General features: G+C 73.6%; 16 protein-coding genes, 1 pseudogene and 1 riboswitch. Of the genes and pseudogenes, 8 read left to right on the top strand and 9 right to left on the bottom strand.

Annotated elements, in window-relative coordinates; translation table 11 throughout:
* Positions 1 to 13: 13 nt before the first annotated feature.
* From IEZ03_RS06370 to IEZ03_RS06395, 6 genes are all read left to right on the top strand, one after another.
* Positions 14 to 1,129, top strand: coding sequence for a sensor histidine kinase (locus IEZ03_RS06370; RefSeq protein WP_229808063.1), 1,116 nt, complete (start codon positions 14 to 16; stop codon positions 1,127 to 1,129).
* Positions 1,126 to 1,812 (top strand): response regulator, encoded by a 687-nt coding sequence (locus IEZ03_RS06375; protein WP_184884909.1) that lies wholly within the window; start codon positions 1,126 to 1,128, stop codon positions 1,810 to 1,812. The genes IEZ03_RS06370 and IEZ03_RS06375 overlap by 4 nt, the downstream gene beginning before the upstream one ends.
* 89 nt (positions 1,813 to 1,901) lie before the next feature.
* The gene (locus IEZ03_RS06380; protein WP_184884911.1) at positions 1,902 to 2,135 is read left to right on the top strand and encodes a hypothetical protein; all 234 of its coding nucleotides are present in this window, start codon (positions 1,902 to 1,904) and stop codon (positions 2,133 to 2,135) included.
* Positions 2,136 to 2,140: 5 nt separating this feature from the next.
* A complete protein-coding gene (locus IEZ03_RS06385; protein ID WP_184884913.1) occupies positions 2,141 to 4,270 on the top strand; it encodes an MMPL family transporter in 2,130 nt (709 codons plus the stop codon).
* 72 nt (positions 4,271 to 4,342) lie between these two features.
* Positions 4,343 to 5,074, top strand: a complete 732-nt coding sequence (locus tag IEZ03_RS06390) for an aspartate/glutamate racemase family protein (RefSeq protein ID WP_184884915.1) — start codon at positions 4,343 to 4,345, stop codon at positions 5,072 to 5,074.
* Between the two features lie 145 nt (positions 5,075 to 5,219).
* Positions 5,220 to 5,984, top strand: coding sequence for an isocitrate lyase/PEP mutase family protein (locus tag IEZ03_RS06395; protein WP_229808064.1), 765 nt, complete (start codon positions 5,220 to 5,222; stop codon positions 5,982 to 5,984).
* Here IEZ03_RS06395 and IEZ03_RS06400 read toward each other — a convergent pair.
* Positions 5,981 to 6,586, bottom strand: a complete 606-nt coding sequence (locus IEZ03_RS06400; protein WP_132045563.1) for a GNAT family N-acetyltransferase — start codon at positions 6,584 to 6,586, stop codon at positions 5,981 to 5,983. The two genes, IEZ03_RS06395 and IEZ03_RS06400, sit on opposite strands and share 4 nt — an antisense overlap.
* A complete protein-coding gene (locus IEZ03_RS06405; RefSeq protein ID WP_229808065.1) occupies positions 6,579 to 7,250 on the bottom strand; it encodes a carboxymuconolactone decarboxylase family protein in 672 nt (223 codons plus the stop codon). The genes IEZ03_RS06400 and IEZ03_RS06405 overlap by 8 nt, the downstream gene beginning before the upstream one ends.
* A gap of 164 nt (positions 7,251 to 7,414) precedes the next feature.
* Between IEZ03_RS06405 and IEZ03_RS06410 the strand changes: the two genes are divergently transcribed.
* Both IEZ03_RS06410 and IEZ03_RS06415 read left to right on the top strand, forming a co-directional pair.
* On the top strand, positions 7,415 to 8,482 hold the full coding sequence (locus IEZ03_RS06410; protein WP_184884919.1) for a GNAT family N-acetyltransferase: 1,068 nt from the start codon (positions 7,415 to 7,417) through the stop codon (positions 8,480 to 8,482).
* A complete protein-coding gene (locus IEZ03_RS06415; RefSeq protein ID WP_184884921.1) occupies positions 8,466 to 9,254 on the top strand; it encodes a class I SAM-dependent methyltransferase in 789 nt (262 codons plus the stop codon). The genes IEZ03_RS06410 and IEZ03_RS06415 overlap by 17 nt, the downstream gene beginning before the upstream one ends.
* Here IEZ03_RS06415 and glyA read toward each other — a convergent pair.
* The 7 genes and pseudogenes from glyA to IEZ03_RS06450 all read right to left on the bottom strand — a co-directional run.
* Positions 9,251 to 10,522: a serine hydroxymethyltransferase gene (gene glyA / locus IEZ03_RS06420; protein ID WP_184884923.1), complete on the bottom strand. Its 1,272-nt coding sequence runs from the start codon at positions 10,520 to 10,522 to the stop codon at positions 9,251 to 9,253. The two genes, IEZ03_RS06415 and glyA, sit on opposite strands and share 4 nt — an antisense overlap.
* Positions 10,523 to 10,574: 52 nt before the next feature.
* Positions 10,575 to 10,661: riboswitch (ZMP/ZTP riboswitch) on the bottom strand.
* Between the two features lie 104 nt (positions 10,662 to 10,765).
* Positions 10,766 to 11,614: pseudogene (locus IEZ03_RS38805) on the bottom strand (DMT family transporter); the annotation flags it as partial.
* A gap of 82 nt (positions 11,615 to 11,696) precedes the next feature.
* The gene (locus IEZ03_RS06430; RefSeq protein ID WP_184884925.1) at positions 11,697 to 12,167 is read right to left on the bottom strand and encodes an Lrp/AsnC family transcriptional regulator; all 471 of its coding nucleotides are present in this window, start codon (positions 12,165 to 12,167) and stop codon (positions 11,697 to 11,699) included.
* A 395-nt stretch (positions 12,168 to 12,562) separates the two neighbouring features.
* A complete protein-coding gene (locus tag IEZ03_RS06435) occupies positions 12,563 to 12,934 on the bottom strand; it encodes an RNA polymerase-binding protein RbpA (protein ID WP_131950398.1) in 372 nt (123 codons plus the stop codon).
* An 84-nt stretch (positions 12,935 to 13,018) separates the two neighbouring features.
* Positions 13,019 to 13,261, bottom strand: coding sequence for a preprotein translocase subunit SecG (gene secG / locus IEZ03_RS06440; RefSeq protein ID WP_184884927.1), 243 nt, complete (start codon positions 13,259 to 13,261; stop codon positions 13,019 to 13,021).
* Between the two features lie 139 nt (positions 13,262 to 13,400).
* A complete protein-coding gene (tpiA, locus tag IEZ03_RS06445) occupies positions 13,401 to 14,162 on the bottom strand; it encodes a triose-phosphate isomerase (RefSeq protein ID WP_184890673.1) in 762 nt (253 codons plus the stop codon).
* Positions 14,163 to 14,213: 51 nt separating this feature from the next.
* On the bottom strand, positions 14,214 to 15,168 hold a 955-nt coding region (locus tag IEZ03_RS06450), incomplete at its 5' end, for a phosphoglycerate kinase (protein WP_229808066.1).

The raw sequence follows: 15,168 nt of genomic DNA on the forward strand, positions 1-15,168 counted from the left end.
CTAGGCTGATCGCATGGGTGGCTGGCCGGAGATGCGCGGACGGCTGACGGACAAGGCCGCGGCCGTGGGCGTCCTGCTGCTGGTGTCCGTCGGCAGCCTCAATTCGGTGTTCGCCCCCGGGGACGAGCCCTGGGCGCGCATCGCCCTCAGCTGGGTGCTGATCGCCATCGGCTGCGGGGCGCTGTTCTTCAGCCAACGCGCTCCCCTCGCGGCCGCGCTCGTGTCGGTGGTGGCCACGGGCGTGTACTACGTCACGAGCACGCACGACGGCCCGCTGATGATCGCGCCGATCGTGGCGCTGTACATGATCGCCGCACAGGGGCGGCTGCAGTCCGCCATCGCCGTCGGCGCGCTGATCGTCATCGGGACGGGCGCCGGGACGCTCTCCGGCAACGACGACGTCAACGGCGTCGCCCTGTTCATGCTGACCGGGTGGGTCGTGGCGATGGCGGCGCTGGGCTGGGTCCGGCACAGCCGCCGGGTGTACCTGCGGGAGGCCCGGGAGCGCGCGGCGGGCGACGAGCGGCTGCGCATCGCCCGCGAGCTGCACGACGTGGCCGGGCACCACATCTCGCTGATCAACGTCCAGGCCGGGACGGCGCTGCACCGCTTCAAGCGGGATCCGGCGCAGGCCGAGGCCGCCCTCGCGGCGATCAAGGAATCGAGCCGGGACGCGCTGCGCGACCTGCGCGCGACGATCGGGATCCTGCGCAAGGACGACGAGGACGCGCCGACGGCGCCCGTGCCTGGCATCGACCGCATCGGCGACCTCGTCGAGTCGGCGCGGGCGGCGGGGCTCACGGTCCGCGCCGAGATCACCGGCGACGGGGAGCCGCCCCCGACCGGCGTGGAGCTGGCCACCTACCGCATCGTCCAGGAGTCGCTGACCAACGTCGTCCGGCACGCCGCCGCCGGCACGGTCACCGTGCGCATCGAACGGGGGCCGCGGGACGTCGTGATCGAGGTCGCCGACGACGGGCGGGGCCCCGCCGCCGGCACGGCCGGGTCCGGCGTCCACGGGATGCGGGAGCGGGCCCGCGCGCTGGGCGGCGAGCTGACCGCGGGTCCGGGGCCGGGCGGGGGCTTCCTCGTCCGGGCCCGCCTGCCCCATGGGAACGGAGCTGCATGATCAAGGTTCTGCTGGCCGACGACCAGCGGCTGGTGCGCGCGGGGTTCAGGTCCATCCTCGACGACGAGGACGACATCACGGTGGTGGGCGAGGCCGCGGACGGCGAGCAGGCCGTCGCCGCGTGCCGCGAGCTGCTGCCGGACGTCGCGCTGATGGACATCCGGATGCCCGGCACGGACGGGCTGGAGGCCACCCGGCGGATCACCTCCGACCGGCGGCTGGACGGCGTCCGGGTCGTCATCCTGACCACGTTCGACCTCGACGAGTACGTGTACGGCGCGCTTCGGGCCGGCGCCTCCGGGTTCCTGCTGAAGGACACCGATCCGGAGGAGTTGATCCACGCCGTGCGGGTGGTGGCGCGGGGCGACGCGCTGATCACCCCGTCCGTCACCCGCCGCCTGATCGCCGAGTTCGCCGGGCGGGTCGAGACGCCCGTGCCCGGCCCGCGCCTGAAGTCCCTCACCGAGCGCGAGCGCGAGGTCATGGCGCTGGTCGCGGCCGGGCTCAGCAACGACGAGATCGCCGCCCGCCTCGTACTGAGCCCCGCCACCGCGAAGACGCACGTCAGCCGCATCATGTCCAAGCTGGACGTGCGCGACCGCTCCCAGCTTGTCGTGCTGGCCTACGAGTCCGGCATGGTCAACCCGGGCTGGCTGACCCGGAACCCGCAACCGCCGCGGTAGCCGGGCCGCGGCCCCGCAACCCACGGGGTACCGCAAGTGCCCGCCGGAGGCCGATGCCGCGCGGCATGCCGTGATCGGAGCCTGGCGGCATGAGCGCAATGTCCAGACAGGCCACCGGCGGCGTCGTCGGCTTCCTCGCCGGCGGGGCGGCGGGGTTCGTCCTCACCGAGGCGGTGGCCGTGTTCTTCCATCTCGTCCTTGACCACACGCTCGACGTGGACGGCACCGGCTCCCTGCTGGCCGTCTTCATCGGCGTGCCCGTCCTCTGCGCCGTGCTCGGCGCCGTCATCGGCGTCCGCCTCGGCGGACGCCAGGGGGGGTGACCGCAATGTCCGCGAAGACAGAATCCTCCGGCGGGGGCGCCACGGGCGCGCAGGCCCGTACCGGCGTCTTCGGCCGGGTGGCCGCCTGGTCGCAGCGCCACCGCTGGGCCGCGCTCCTGCTGTGGGCGGTGACGGTCGTGGCGATCACGGCCGGGTCGCAGGCCGCCGGCTCCGCCTACCACAACGACTTCTCGCTGCCGGGGACCGACTCCCAGGCCGCGGCCGACCTCATGGAGGAGCACGGCTCGCTCCAGGCGGGCGCCACCGTCCAGATCGTCCTCAAGGACCGCCAGGGCCTGGGCGGCGACCGCGCCGCGATCGACGGGATGCTGGCGAAGGTGCGCGCGCTGCCGAGCGTCGCCGACGTCCAGCCCCCGGGCCCCGGGTCCATCACCGAGGACGGCACCATCGGCTACGCGACCGTCACCCTCGACGGCTCGGCCGAGGACGTGCCGTCCGAGCACGTCACGAAGATCATCGAGACCGCCCAGGGCGCGAGCCAGGACGGCCTCCAGATCGAACTCGGCGGCGATCCCGTCCGCGGCGCGCAGGAGGAGGGCGGCGGCGGCGCCGAGGGCGCGGGGATGCTGGCCGCGCTGGTCATCCTGGTGCTGCTGTTCGGGTCCCTCATCGCCGCGGCCGTCCCCCTGGTGACCGCCGTGTTCGCGGTCGGCGCGGCGGTCGGGCTGATCGGGCTCGCCTCCCACGTGTTCACCGTCGCCGACTTCACCCCGCCGATCATGATGCTGATCGGGCTGGGCGTCGGCGTGGACTACGCGCTGCTGATCTTCTACCGGTACCGCCAGGAGCTGCGGGACGGCGCGGAGCCCGCGGCCGCCACGCGGGTCGCGCTGGACGTGGCCGGCCGGACGGTCTTCTTCGCCGGCTGCACCGTGATCATCGCGCTGATGGGGCTGGTCGTCCTCGGCCTCGGCTCGCTGCAGGGCGTGGCCCTCGCCGTGGCGCTGATGGTGCTGGTCACCATGGCGGCGTCGCTGACCCTGCTGCCCGCCCTGCTCGCGGTGTTCGGGAAGCGGATCCAGCGGAACGTCCTCAAGCGCCCGGGCCGGACCGGCGACGACGGCTGGCGGCGGCTGGCCTCGGCCGTGCAGCGGCGGCCCGTCCCCGCGCTGCTCGTCGCCACCGCGGCCCTGCTCGCCCTGGCGGCCCCCGCCCTCGACATGCGCCTCGGCTTCGCCGACGCCGGCAACGACGCGCCCTCCTCCACCAGCCGGCAGGCGTACGACCTGCTCGCGGAGGGGTTCGGGCCCGGGTTCAGCGGCCCCCTGGTCGTAGTCACCGAAGGCTCGGCCGCGCAGCTCCAGCCGACGCTGGAGCAGACCGAGGGCATCGCGGCCACGACCCCGGCGCTGCCGTCGAAGGACGGCGCGGCGCACACCGTGATCGCGTTCCCCGAGAGCGCGCCGCAGGACGCGGCCACCGCGGATCTCGTGCACAGCCTGCGCGACGACGTCCTCCCGGCCCTGTCCCAGCAGACCGGGGCGGAGTACCTCGTCGGCGGCCCCACGGCCGGCACCCTGGACTTCGCCGACTCGGTGTCGGAGCGGATGCCGCTGTTCGTCGCCGTGGTCGTCGGGCTCTCCGCGATCCTGCTCATGGTGGTGTTCCGCTCGGTGCTGATCCCGATCAAGGCGGCGGTGCTCAACCTGCTGTCGATCGCGGCCGCCCTGGGCGCCATCACGCTGGTCTTCCAGGACGGGCGGTTCGGCGCGCAACCCGGCCCGATCGAGGCTTTCATCCCCGTAATGATCTTCGCGATCGTGTTCGGGCTCTCCATGGACTACGAGGTGTTCCTGGTCTCCCGGATCCACGAGGAGTGGGAACGCACCGGGGAACCCGCGCACGCCGTCCGCGAGGGCCTGGCCGCCACCGGCAGGGTCATCACCGCGGCGGCCGCCATCATGATCGTCGTGTTCGCGGCGTTCATCCTGAGTCCCGGCCGGATGCTGCAGCAGTTCGGCCTGGGCCTCGCGGTCGCCGTCCTCCTGGACGCGGTGGTGATCCGCTGCCTCATCGTCCCGGCGATCATGCAGCTCCTCGGGAAGTGGGCCTGGTGGCTGCCGGGGCCGGTGGCCAGGCGCCTCCCGCGGGTCGCGCTGGAGCGCCCGAGCTGACGCGGCGCCGATGGGCGGGCGTCACGTCTAGGATCTCGTTGAAGATCGTCCGGAACGACGGAAGGGAGCCCCATGAGGCACCTCGGCATACTGGCCCACAGCGCGGAAGGCGCCGCGCTGTGCTTCCGGACCTTCTGCCAGGAGGGCTTCCGCGAACTGGGCCCCGACGACCATCCCGACGTGACGCTCGACCTCATCGCCCTCGCGCGGAGCATGCCCGCGTGGGAGGCCGGGGACCACGACCCGATCCGGGCGACGCTCGCGGAGAGCGTCCGGCGCCTGGCGGCGGCGGGCGCGGACTTCTTCGTGTGCCCGGACAACACCGCGCACATCGCCCTCGAACGGCCCGGCGGCGACCTGCCGCTGCCCGGCCTGCACATCGCGCAGGTCGTCGCCGGCCGGGCCGCGCGGGACGGCCGCAGGCGCGTCGGCGTCCTCGGCACCCGCTACACGATGGACGGCCCGGTCTACCCGCGCGAGCTGGCGGCGCGCGGCATCGCCGCCGAGGTCCCGGACGCCGCCGGCCGGGACACCGTCCACCGGATCATCTTCGAGGAACTGGTCAACGGCGTCTTCACCGAGGAGTCCCGCCGGGAGTACGTGCGGGTCATCGAGGACCTCGCCGAGCGCGGCTGCGACGCCGTCGCGCTGGTGTGCACGGAGATCCCGCTCCTGGTGACGCCCGACGTCTCGCCGCTGCCCACGCTCGACTCCACCCGGCTCCTCGCCCGCGCCGCCTTCGACGTGGCGGCCGGCCGCGACCCGCTGCCGGAATGGCGCGGCGGCCCGGTCTCCGCCGCCTGAGGCCCGGCTCCCCGGCGCGACACTTCGGCCGGCGTCGAAACGTGGCGGCCCTAGAGTCGGCGGCATGCGCCGCGGCCCGGCGGGAATGCCGCCATCGGACGCCAGGCCGCGAACCAGGCGGTTCACACGGGACGGAGGGCCGCCGGTGGGATTCCACGAACTGCACCACGGTGATCATCCGCTGGTCCTGCCCAACGCGTGGGACTTCGCGAGCGGCGCGGCACTGGTCAAGGCCGGGTTCCCCGCCATCGGGACGACCAGCCTCGGCGTCGCCGCGGCGGCGGGCAAGACCGACGCGACCGGGGGCACGCGGGAGGAGACGCTGGCGCTGGCCCGGGTCCTGTCCCGCCTTCCCGTCCCGGTCACGGTGGACATCGAGGGCGGGTTCTCCACGCGGGCCGAGGACGTCGCCGCACTCGTCGCCGAACTGGCCTCGCTCGGGATCGCCGGGGTCAACCTGGAGGACGGGCGGGCCGACGGCACCCTCGCGCCGGTCGCCCACCAGACCGCCGTGATAGCCGCGGTGAAGGAGGCCGCGCCGGCGGTTTTCCTCAACGCCCGCACCGACACGTTCTGGCTGGGCGACCCCGACCGCGACGAGACACTGCTTCGGGCCCGCGCGTTCGCGGAGGCGGGCGCGGACGGGATCTTCGTCCCCGGCATCGTGGACGACGCCGACATCCGCGCCGTCCTCGACACCGCGAACGTCCCGTTGAACGTGCTGTACCTGCCGGGCCGGACCGAGTACGCCCGGATGGACCGCCTCGGCGTGCACCGCGTCAGCACCGGCTCGCTGCTGTTCCGCAGCGCGCTCCAGGCCACCGTCAACGCGGCCCTCGGCGTCACCGGCGATGACGGCGGCCGCCCCGCGCCGTCGTACGGGGACGTCCAGCGGCTCGTCCGGCCCTAGGCGGGCCTGAGGGAGCCGGGGACCGCGTCGACGGCGCGGCTGGACCCGACCCAGCGGGAGCGGTCGGCCGCGTAGTAGGCGGCGCCGTCGGGACCGGCCGGTCCGTCGGGCCCGCGGCGCATCCCGAGCTGCAGCGCGATCTCCGCCGACGCCGGGTTCGCCATGTCGATCTCTGCCGTGACCCGGGGCACGCCGACCACGCCGAAGGCGTAGTCGAGGACCGCGCGGGACGCCTCGGCGGCCAGGCCGTGGCCCCAGCGGTCCGGCTGCAGGCTGTAGAGGATCTCGACGTCCACGCCGTGGCCGAGCGGCCCGTCGCGGTGGCCCAGCCCGGCCACCCCGATCAGCGGCTCGCCCGGGGCCGGCCCGTCGATCCCGCCGCTCCAGCGCGCGGGACGCAGCGCCCACAGCCCGTACCCCTCGGTGGCGAAGTCCCGCTCGCTGGCGTCGATGATCTCGCGCACCTGGGCGGCGGAGACCGTCCGGTCGCCGAACAGGTGGCGGCGGACGAGCGGTTCGGTCCAGTGCGTCAGCAGCGCGGCGTGGTCGCCCATCGTCACCGGGTGCAGGACGAGCCGGACCGTGCGCAGCACCTCAGTCATCCGCGGCGCCGTCCTCGGCCGGCCACTCGGGCGGGGTCATGCCGTCCGGGACGCCGACCCGGAAGACGCGCATCTGCAGCGCCAGCGCCCGGTAGTAGCCGACGAGCGTGACGAGCTCGACGAGGGCGGGGCGGCCGAGCGTGGCGGCGGCCTCGGTGAACACCGCGTCGCCGAGGTCGTCCTCGGCGACGAGCTGCCGCGTCGCCTCGTAGACGACCCGTTCACGTACGTCGGCGAACATGGGCGCGCGGCCCTCGCGGAGCGCGTCCATCTCGTCGTCGCGGAGCCCGGCGCGGCGCCCGATCCGCTCGTGCGCGTACCACTCGTAGTCGGAGCGGACGTGCGCGGCGACGACCAGCGTCGCGATCTCCCGCTCGCGCTTGGTGAACGCGGTGCGGAACCGCAGCGCGGCGCCGAGGTCCTGCAGCGGCAGCCCCACCGACGGGCTGTACAGCATCGCGTTGAACGGGCCGAGGAGCCGGCCGGACTCGTCGGCCATGAACGGCGGCAGGCGGTCGCCGGCGCGCGGCCCGCCGGTCAGCGCCTCGTACAGGAGCCGCTGCTCGTCGCTGAGGGAGCCGGGGGACAGCAGCGGGAGCCGGGCCGGTGCGGGCCCGCGCGGAGGCCGGTCGTCGACGTGCTCACCGCTCACGGGGTCGATCACCCACCGCACGCTAGGCCCTCGGCGGGGAGGGCTCAAGTACCCGTCCGGTATGTGAAACCGCGGGCACACCATGACGTAGCGGCCGCGTAACAAGCGTCGGCGAACCTGGTCGCCGACACGAGCCGGGATCGAACGGGCGCCGGCCCCGCGAAGGGAACGCTCCAATGCCACTGTTCCGCATCCGCACCGAGATCGAGGACAGGCCCGGCCGCCTGGCCCAGCTCACCGCCGCGCTAGGCCGGCGCGGCGCCAACATCCTCGGCCTGTCCGTCCAGCTCGACGCCGAGGGCGTGGTGGACGAGTTCATCGTGGACGTCCCGCGCGGCGGCCCCGGCGCCCGGGAGCTGGCCGAGACGCTGGGCGCCGCCGGCGGGGTCCGCACGGCCGTCCGCCCCGCCCGGCCGCACGAGCTGGTGGACGAGCCGACCCGCGCCCTGGTCCTGGCGTCCCGGCTGCGCGCCGAGCCGCACGCCGTCCCCGCGATCCTCGGCGAGCTGCTCCGCGCCGACGACGCCTCCTGGGGCGACCCCGGCGGGGACTGCGCGGAGCCGGACGTGCTCGTCGTCCCGGTGGGGCGCGGGCGCGCGGTCCGGCTCCGCCGGTTCGGGCTGCCGTTCACCGCGACCGAGGCGGCGCGGGCCGACGCGCTGGTCCGGGCCGCGCTGCCCGCCCCGCGGCGCAGTACCGTCCCGCGCCGCGTCGTGCTCCGCGACGGGACGCAGGTCGTCGTGCGCCCCCTCGGCGAGGACGACGCCGACGGCGTCCGGGCGCTGCACGAGCGCTGCTCGCCGGACAGCCGCCGGATGCGGTACTTCAGCCCGATGCCGGCCCCGCCGCGCCGGGCGATCGAGCGGTTCCGCGACCCCGCCTACGGCCGGACGCTCGTCGCCGAGGGACCGGACGGGTCGCTGCTCGCGCTCGCCCACCTCATCCACGTCCTCGACCCCGGCGTCGCCGAGATGGCCTTCCTGGTGGAGGACGACTGGCAGGGCCGCGGCCTCGGCCGCGCCCTCGCGGACCTGCTCGTCGCGCTGGGCCGGGACCGGGGCGTGGTGGAGCTGCGCGCGCTCGCGCTGAGCGAGAACACCCGGATGCGCCGGTTGCTGACCTCGCTCGGCGGCCGGACGCGCCGCACCGCCGACCCCACCGTGGTGGAGATCCGGCTGCGGCTGGACGGGCGCCCGGCGGGGACCGGCGCGCTGGCAGGATGGCCGGGTGACCGGCATCTATGACAACCCCTGGGCGTACGAGCTGGCGTGCTCGTTCCGCGACGTGCCCGCCGAGGTCGACGTGCTGCTCGCCTGGTGCGCCGAGCACCGTCCGGGCGGCCCGGCCTCGGCGGTGCTGGAGCTGGCCGCGGGCCCGGCCGAGCACGCCCGCGAGTTCGCCCGCCGCGGCCTGGCGGCGACCGCGCTCGACCTGAACCCGGAGATGTGCGCCCACGCGGCCCGCGCGGCGAAGAAGCAGGGCGTCGAGCTGCAGGTCGTGCGGGACGACATGACCCGGTTCGACCTGGGCCGCCGGTTCGGCCTCATCGTGACCATGCTCGACTCGACGTCCCACCTGATGACGCTGGACGCGTTCGTCGCGCACCTGCGCCGCGCCGCCGCGCACCTGGCCCCCGGCGGCCTCTACATCGTCGAGATGTCGCACCCCCGGGACCGGCTCGGCGACGAGCCCACCGTCAGCACCGGCTGGACGGTCGAGCGCGAGGGCGTCCGCGCCGACGTCCGCTGGGGCGAGCCCACCGACCGCCTCGACCCGGTGACGCAGATCGCCGGCGACCACGTCACGGTGACGGTCGAGTCCGGCGGCGAGACGCTGGTGATTCGCGACGTCGTCCCCTACCGCTTCTGGTCGGCCACGGAACTCGACGCGGCCGTCCGCCTCGCCGGCGGCCTGGACGTGGTGGCGCAGTACGGAGACTTCGGGGCCGGTGAGGACGCGGTGGCCCTCACCGACCCCGGAGCGTGGCGCATGATCACCGTGCTGCGCGGCGCCTAGGGCGCGGACGTCCAGCCGGGCATCGGGTAGCCCGCGAGCAGTTCCCGGATCTGCCCGGCGACGCGCTCGACGACCGTCTCGTCCTGCTTGGCGGTGGCCTGCACGACCTCGTCGATCCAGGCTGCGACCTGCGGCATCCGCTCCTCCCCCAGCCCGCGGGTAGTGATCGCGGCGGTGCCGAGCCGCAGCCCGGACGGGTCGAACGGCTTGCGCGGGTCGAACGGGACCGCGTTGTAGTTCAGCTCGATCCCGGCCCGGTCGAGGGCCTGCGCGGCGGGTTTGCCCGCGACGCCCTTGTTGGTGAGGTCGATCAGGATCAGGTGGTTGTCGGTGCCGCCGGAGATCAGGTCGTAGCCGCGCTCCACCAGCGCGGCCGCCAGCGCCTTCGCGTTCGCGACGACCTGCCGCGCGTAACCGGAGAAGTCCCGCTGCGCGGCCTCCTTCAGCGCGACGGCGATCGCGGCGGTGGTGTGGTTGTGCGGGCCTCCCTGCAGGCCGGGGAAGACGGCCTTGTCGATCGCCTTCGCGTGCTCGGCCGTCGACATGATCATCGCGCCGCGCGGGCCGCGCAGCGTCTTGTGCGTGGTGGTGGAGATCACGTCGGCGTGGCCGACCGGGGACGGGTGCGCGCCGCCCGCGATGAGGCCGGCGATGTGCGCGATGTCGGCGGCCAGGACCGCGCCGGTCTCCCGGGCGATCTCGGCGAACGCGGGGAAGTCGATCGTCCGCGGGATCGCGGTGCCGCCGCACCAGATGAGCTTCGGCCGCTCCTTGAGGGCCAGGTCGCGCACCTGGTCCATGTCGACCCGGCCGGTGTCGGCGCGCACGTCGTACCGGACGGGCCTGAACCACTTGCCGGTGGCCGACACGGACCAGCCGTGCGTGAGGTGCCCGCCCATCGGCAGCGACAGGCCCATCACCGGGTCGCCGGGCTCCAGGAACGCCATGTAGACGGCGAGGTTCGCGGGGGACCCGGAGTAGGGCTGGACGTTGGCGTGCTCGACGCCGAACAGCTCCTTCGCCCGGTCGATCGCCAGCAGCTCGATGGGGTCGACGTTCTGCTGCCCCTCGTAGTACCGCTTGCCCGCGTAGCCCTCGGAGTACTTGTTGGTCAGGACGGTGCCGGTGGCCTCCAGGACCGCCGGCGACACGTAGTTCTCCGAGGCGATCAGCCGGATCTTCTCGTACTGGCGGCGGGCCTCGTCCTCCACCAGCCCGGCGATCTCGGGGTCCTGCTCCAGCAGATGGGGTACGGCCGGTTCGTGCATGGTGAGCCTCCGCGCTGTCGGCGCCGGGACTTCGGGCGCCCCGACGAGGGGGCCCGTACACCCAGGCGCGCGGTGTGCGGACTACGTACGCTCCCCGGTGGTCGCCTCCACCTTGACTGCGCCAGTCGCGTGCGCCCCATCATACCGAGCCGCCCGCCGCCCGCGCGGTGACCGCGCTGGGACCGACACGACGAACAGGCCGCCCAGCAGGAGCAGCGCCCCGGCCGCGACGGGCGCCGACATGCGCTCGCCGAGCAGCAACACCGCGAGACCGGCGGCCACGAGCGGCTCGACCAGGCTGAGCGTCCCGGCGGCCGCCGCCGTGACGCGTTCAAGGCCCGTGACGAAGCACATGTACGCGGCGGCGGTGGCGGCGATCCCCAGCCAGGCCACGAGCACCGCCGACCGGGGCGCGGCGAGCGCGGGCAGTTCGCTCAGCGTCCACGGCAGCAGCACCGCTCCCCCGGCGAGCAGCGTCACCGAGACCGCGGCGGCCATTCCCGCGGCACGCCCGGTGAGGACCTTGGCCGACACGGTGTAGACGCCGAAGCACGTCCCGGCGACGAGGCTCAGCGCGATGCCGGCGGGGTCGGCGCCGCCGGCCGAGGCGGGGGCCATCAGCAGCGCGACGCCGCCGATCGCGCAGGCGGTTCCCGCCCACCAGCGGCGGCTCAGCCCGGTCCCCAGGACGATCCGCTCGCAGAGCCCCGTCGAGACCGGCGCCAGCCCGAACACGACGGCGGTCGCTATGGCCGCACCCGTGAGGTTCACCGATGTGAAGAAGGCCGCCTGGAACGTGCCGGTGGCGGCCGCCGCGGCCAGCAGCGGCCCCCAGGTCCGCCGGGTCAGCGCGAGGAACGCCCGCCGCCGCGTCACGAGGACCAGCGCGGCGAGGATCAGGCCGCCCGAGGAGATCCGGGCTCCCCCGACCGCGACCGGACTCGCCGCCGACTCCGCCAGCACCTGCGCCGGCCCGACCGTCCCCCAGAGCACACCCGCGACGAGCACCAGCAACGCCCCGGACGATTCATTCCGTCGATACACACGATCGAACCTAGAAGGATCTGCGCCACTGCTGCCCGATCCCCGCACTTCCTTCGGTTAGCGACTCTATAGCCATCAATCATTCGCCAACACAACAATCATCAACGAGTCACCCGTGAGTTGTTCGGCCCTACGGCCGTCCCGCCGATGGAAGTTCGCCCTGCTCGACCGGCTGGACGTGGTCGTAGACGACCGTGGTGCGGACGTCCACGAACTCCTTGCGGCGCGCCAGCCGGTCGAGGACGAAGTCGCGCAGGTACGCGGTGCTCGGCACCGCCACGTGGACGAGCAGATCCTCGTTGCCGGTCACCACGAACACCCCGACGGCCTCGGGCATCGCCGCCATGCCGTCGCGCGCGGACTCGATCGCCTCCCGGGACTGCGGCCGGATCCGGATCGAGATGAGCGCCTGCACGCCCCGGCCGAGCCGCTCGAAGTCGACGGCGGCGTGGAATCCCGTGATGACGCCGCGCGAGCGCAGCGCACGCGTCCGCTCCAGCGCCGTGGACGGCGCGATCCCCACCGCCTCCGCCAGCTCGCGGTTGGTCTGCCGCCCGTCCCGCTGCAGCCGCCGCAGAATCGCCTGATCGACCGCGTCCATGCCACCTCCCGAGATCCCCGCCACAAGCCGAACCCAAGGTGCAGAAGCGCACAAAAAACGCCGCTCCTCCGAAGGATATTCGGAGGAGCGGCGACGTCCACAAGATCCCGGCCACGCCCAGACCTCAACGTTCGCGATCGCGCCCAAAGGCGGTTCCGACCTGCGAAACGGCAAGCCACCGCGCTAACGCGCGCCCCCGTTACCCGCAAGCCCCAGCCGACACCGCAACCCCGCGACGACCCCAACGCCCGCGATCGCGTCCGAAGGCAGGTTTCGAGCCTGCGAGAAACCTGATCGCGCAGCGAGCCCCCAGGGCGAGACGGAGCGATGCAGCGATCGCACGCATTGCCCGCCGAAGGGAGGGCCTCCAAGGCCCGACCGCCAAGGGCAATGCATTAGCGACTCGCGGACTCCAGGGCCTTCTTGACGGCGGCGCGCTTCTCGCGGAGCTTGGCGAGCGCCTCTTCGAGGATGGCCTCGCCGTCCTCGTCGCTGCGGCGCTCCTTCACGTAGGCGAGGTGCGTCTTGTACGGCTCGGTCTTCGGCGGGGCCGGGGGGTTCTCCGAGTCCTGGCCGGCGGGGAACCCGCAGCGCGGACAGTCCCAGGTCTCCGGGACCGCGACGTCGGTCGCGAAGCTGGGCCGGGTCTCGTGCCGGTTGGCGCAGTAGAACGTCACCCAGACGCGGGGCGCGGCGTCGCCGCGCTCTGCCTCACCCATCGGACCGGCCCCGACACGGCTGCCCCGAATCGCGTTGCCACTACCCACGGAGTACTCCTCGCTCAGTGTTTCCGCCGCCGCCCGCGGTCTCCGGAGGGCGGCGCGGCGCTCGCATGGTGTCTGACGGGTGGTTCAGGGGGTGCCGTCACCCTTGAACAGCAGCCCGAGGACGATGATGGAGGCGAACCAGACCAGGCCGACGGCGACGGTCAGCCGGTCGAGGTTGCGCTCCACCACCGACGACCCGCCCAGGGACGTCGAGATGCCGCCGCCGAACATGTCCGACAGCCCGCCGCCCTTGCCCTTGTGCATCAGGACGAGAACCACCATCAGCAGGCTCGACAGGATGAGCACGATGGACGTTGCGATGATCACGATTCTTCAGCGCCTTGTCGTTCGTAGTTCAGGACGGTGGATCCGGCCGGGCGGTTTACCCGTCAGGTACGAAGGGTACGACGAACTACCCGCTGGTTCGGCAAGAACCCCCAGTTCACGCAGAATTGATCAGTTTTGATCAGACGGGGAGATCCCGGTACCGGCAGATCTTGACGAATTCTCCCGGGTCCAGGCTGGCACCACCGACCAAGGCGCCGTCCACGTCCTCCTGCGCCATGAGCTTGGCGACGTTGCCGCTCTTCACCGAACCGCCGTACAGGATACGCGCCTGGTCGGCCAGTCCGCCGTCGTAGAGCTCGGCGAGCCGCGTCCTGATGGCGCCGCAGACCTCCTGCGCGTCCTCCGGGGTTGCGACCTCGCCGGTGCCGATGGCCCAGACGGGCTCGTAGGCGATCACGGTGCGCCGCGCCTGGTCGGCGGGGACCTTCTCCAGCCCGCCGTCCACCTGCGCCAGGACGTGCGCCACGTGCTCGCCGGCCTTGCGGACGTCGAGCCCCTCGCCCACGCACAGGATCGGAGTGAGGTCGGCGGCGAGGGCGGCCTTGGCCTTGGCGTTGACGATCGCGTCGTCCTCGGCGTGGTACTGGCGGCGCTCGGAGTGCCCCACGGCGACGTAGGTGCAGCCCAGCTTGGCCAGCATCGCGGCGGAGATCTCACCGGTGTAGGCGCCGGAGGCGTGCTGGGAGACGTCCTGCGCGCCGTACTGGATCCCGAGCTTGTCGGCGTCGACCAGCGTCTGCACCGAGCGGATCGCCGTGAACGGCGGGAGCACGGCGATGTCGACGGCGTCGTGGTCGGCGTCCTTGAGGGCGAACGCCATCTTCTGCACGAGCTTGATGGCGTCGAAGTGGTTGTTGTTCATCTTCCAGTTGCCCGCCATGAGCGGCTTGCGGCCGCTCTGCGCGCCGGAAGGGGTCGTTCGCGCCACGTGTCAGTCCTCCAGGGCCTGCAGGCCGGGCAGCGTCTTGCCTTCGAGGTATTCGAGGCTGGCGCCGCCGCCGGTCGAGATGTGCGAGAAGGCGGCCTCGTCGAAGCCGAGCCGCCGGACGGCCGCGGCGGAGTCGCCGCCGCCGACCACGGTGAACGCGCCGGAGTCGATGAGGCCCTGGGCCACGGCGCGGGTGCCGTGCGAGTAGGGCTCCATCTCGAAAACGCCCATCGGGCCGTTCCAGAACACCGTGCGGGCGTCGGCGAGGCGCGCCGCGAAGAGCTTGCCGGACTCGGGGCCGATGTCCAGGCCGAGCCGGTCGGCCGGGATCGCGTCGGCCGCGACCACGCCGTGGTCGGCGTCCGCGGAGAACGCGGTGGCCGCGACGATGTCGACCGGGAGGACGAACTCCACGCCCGACTCCTCGGCGCGCCGCAGGTACTCGCGGACGGTGTCGAGCTGGTCCTCCTCCAGGAGGCTCTTGCCGACCTCGTGCCCCTGGGCCTTCAGGAACGTGAACACCATGCCGCCGCCGATCAGGATGCGGTCGGCCTTGCCGAGCAGGTTGTCGATCACGCCGAGCTTGTCGGACACCTTGGAGCCGCCGAGCGCGACGGCGTAGGGCCGCTCGACGTCCTCGGTGAGCTTCTTCAGCACCTCGACCTCGGCGGCGATCAGCCCGCCGGCGGCGTGCGGGAGCCGCCGCGGCACGTCGTACACCGACGCGTGCCTGCGGTGCACGGCGCCGAACCCGTCCCCGACGTAGATGTCGGCGAGCGCGGCGAGCCGGTCGGCGAACGCGCCGCGCTCGGCGTCGTCCTTGCTGGTCTCGCCGGGCTCGAAGCGCAGGTTCTCCAGCAGCGCGACGCCGCCGTCGGGGAGCCCGTCCGCGGCGGCGCGGGCGGAGTCGCCGACGACGTCTGCGGCGGCCGCCACGTCCGTGCCGAGCAGCTCGCCG

Origin of the sequence: Actinomadura livida (assembly GCF_014648675.1) — a bacterium.
Lineage (GTDB): Bacteria > Actinomycetota > Actinomycetes > Streptosporangiales > Streptosporangiaceae > Spirillospora > Spirillospora livida.

Coding starts and splice junctions, on each gene's coding strand:
- IEZ03_RS06400 (WP_132045563.1), bottom strand. CDS start 6,586: ATGACTGAGGTGCTGCGCACGGTCCGGCTCGTCCTGCACCCGGTGACG.
- IEZ03_RS06370 (WP_229808063.1), top strand. CDS start 14: ATGGGTGGCTGGCCGGAGATGCGCGGACGGCTGACGGACAAGGCCGCG.
- IEZ03_RS06410 (WP_184884919.1), top strand. CDS start 7,415: ATGCCACTGTTCCGCATCCGCACCGAGATCGAGGACAGGCCCGGCCGC.
- IEZ03_RS06430 (WP_184884925.1), bottom strand. CDS start 12,167: ATGGACGCGGTCGATCAGGCGATTCTGCGGCGGCTGCAGCGGGACGGG.
- tpiA (WP_184890673.1), bottom strand. CDS start 14,162: ATGGCGGGCAACTGGAAGATGAACAACAACCACTTCGACGCCATCAAG.
- IEZ03_RS06390 (WP_184884915.1), top strand. CDS start 4,343: ATGAGGCACCTCGGCATACTGGCCCACAGCGCGGAAGGCGCCGCGCTG.
- IEZ03_RS06375 (WP_184884909.1), top strand. CDS start 1,126: ATGATCAAGGTTCTGCTGGCCGACGACCAGCGGCTGGTGCGCGCGGGG.
- glyA (WP_184884923.1), bottom strand. CDS start 10,522: ATGCACGAACCGGCCGTACCCCATCTGCTGGAGCAGGACCCCGAGATC.
- IEZ03_RS06385 (WP_184884913.1), top strand. CDS start 2,141: ATGTCCGCGAAGACAGAATCCTCCGGCGGGGGCGCCACGGGCGCGCAG.
- IEZ03_RS06380 (WP_184884911.1), top strand. CDS start 1,902: ATGAGCGCAATGTCCAGACAGGCCACCGGCGGCGTCGTCGGCTTCCTC.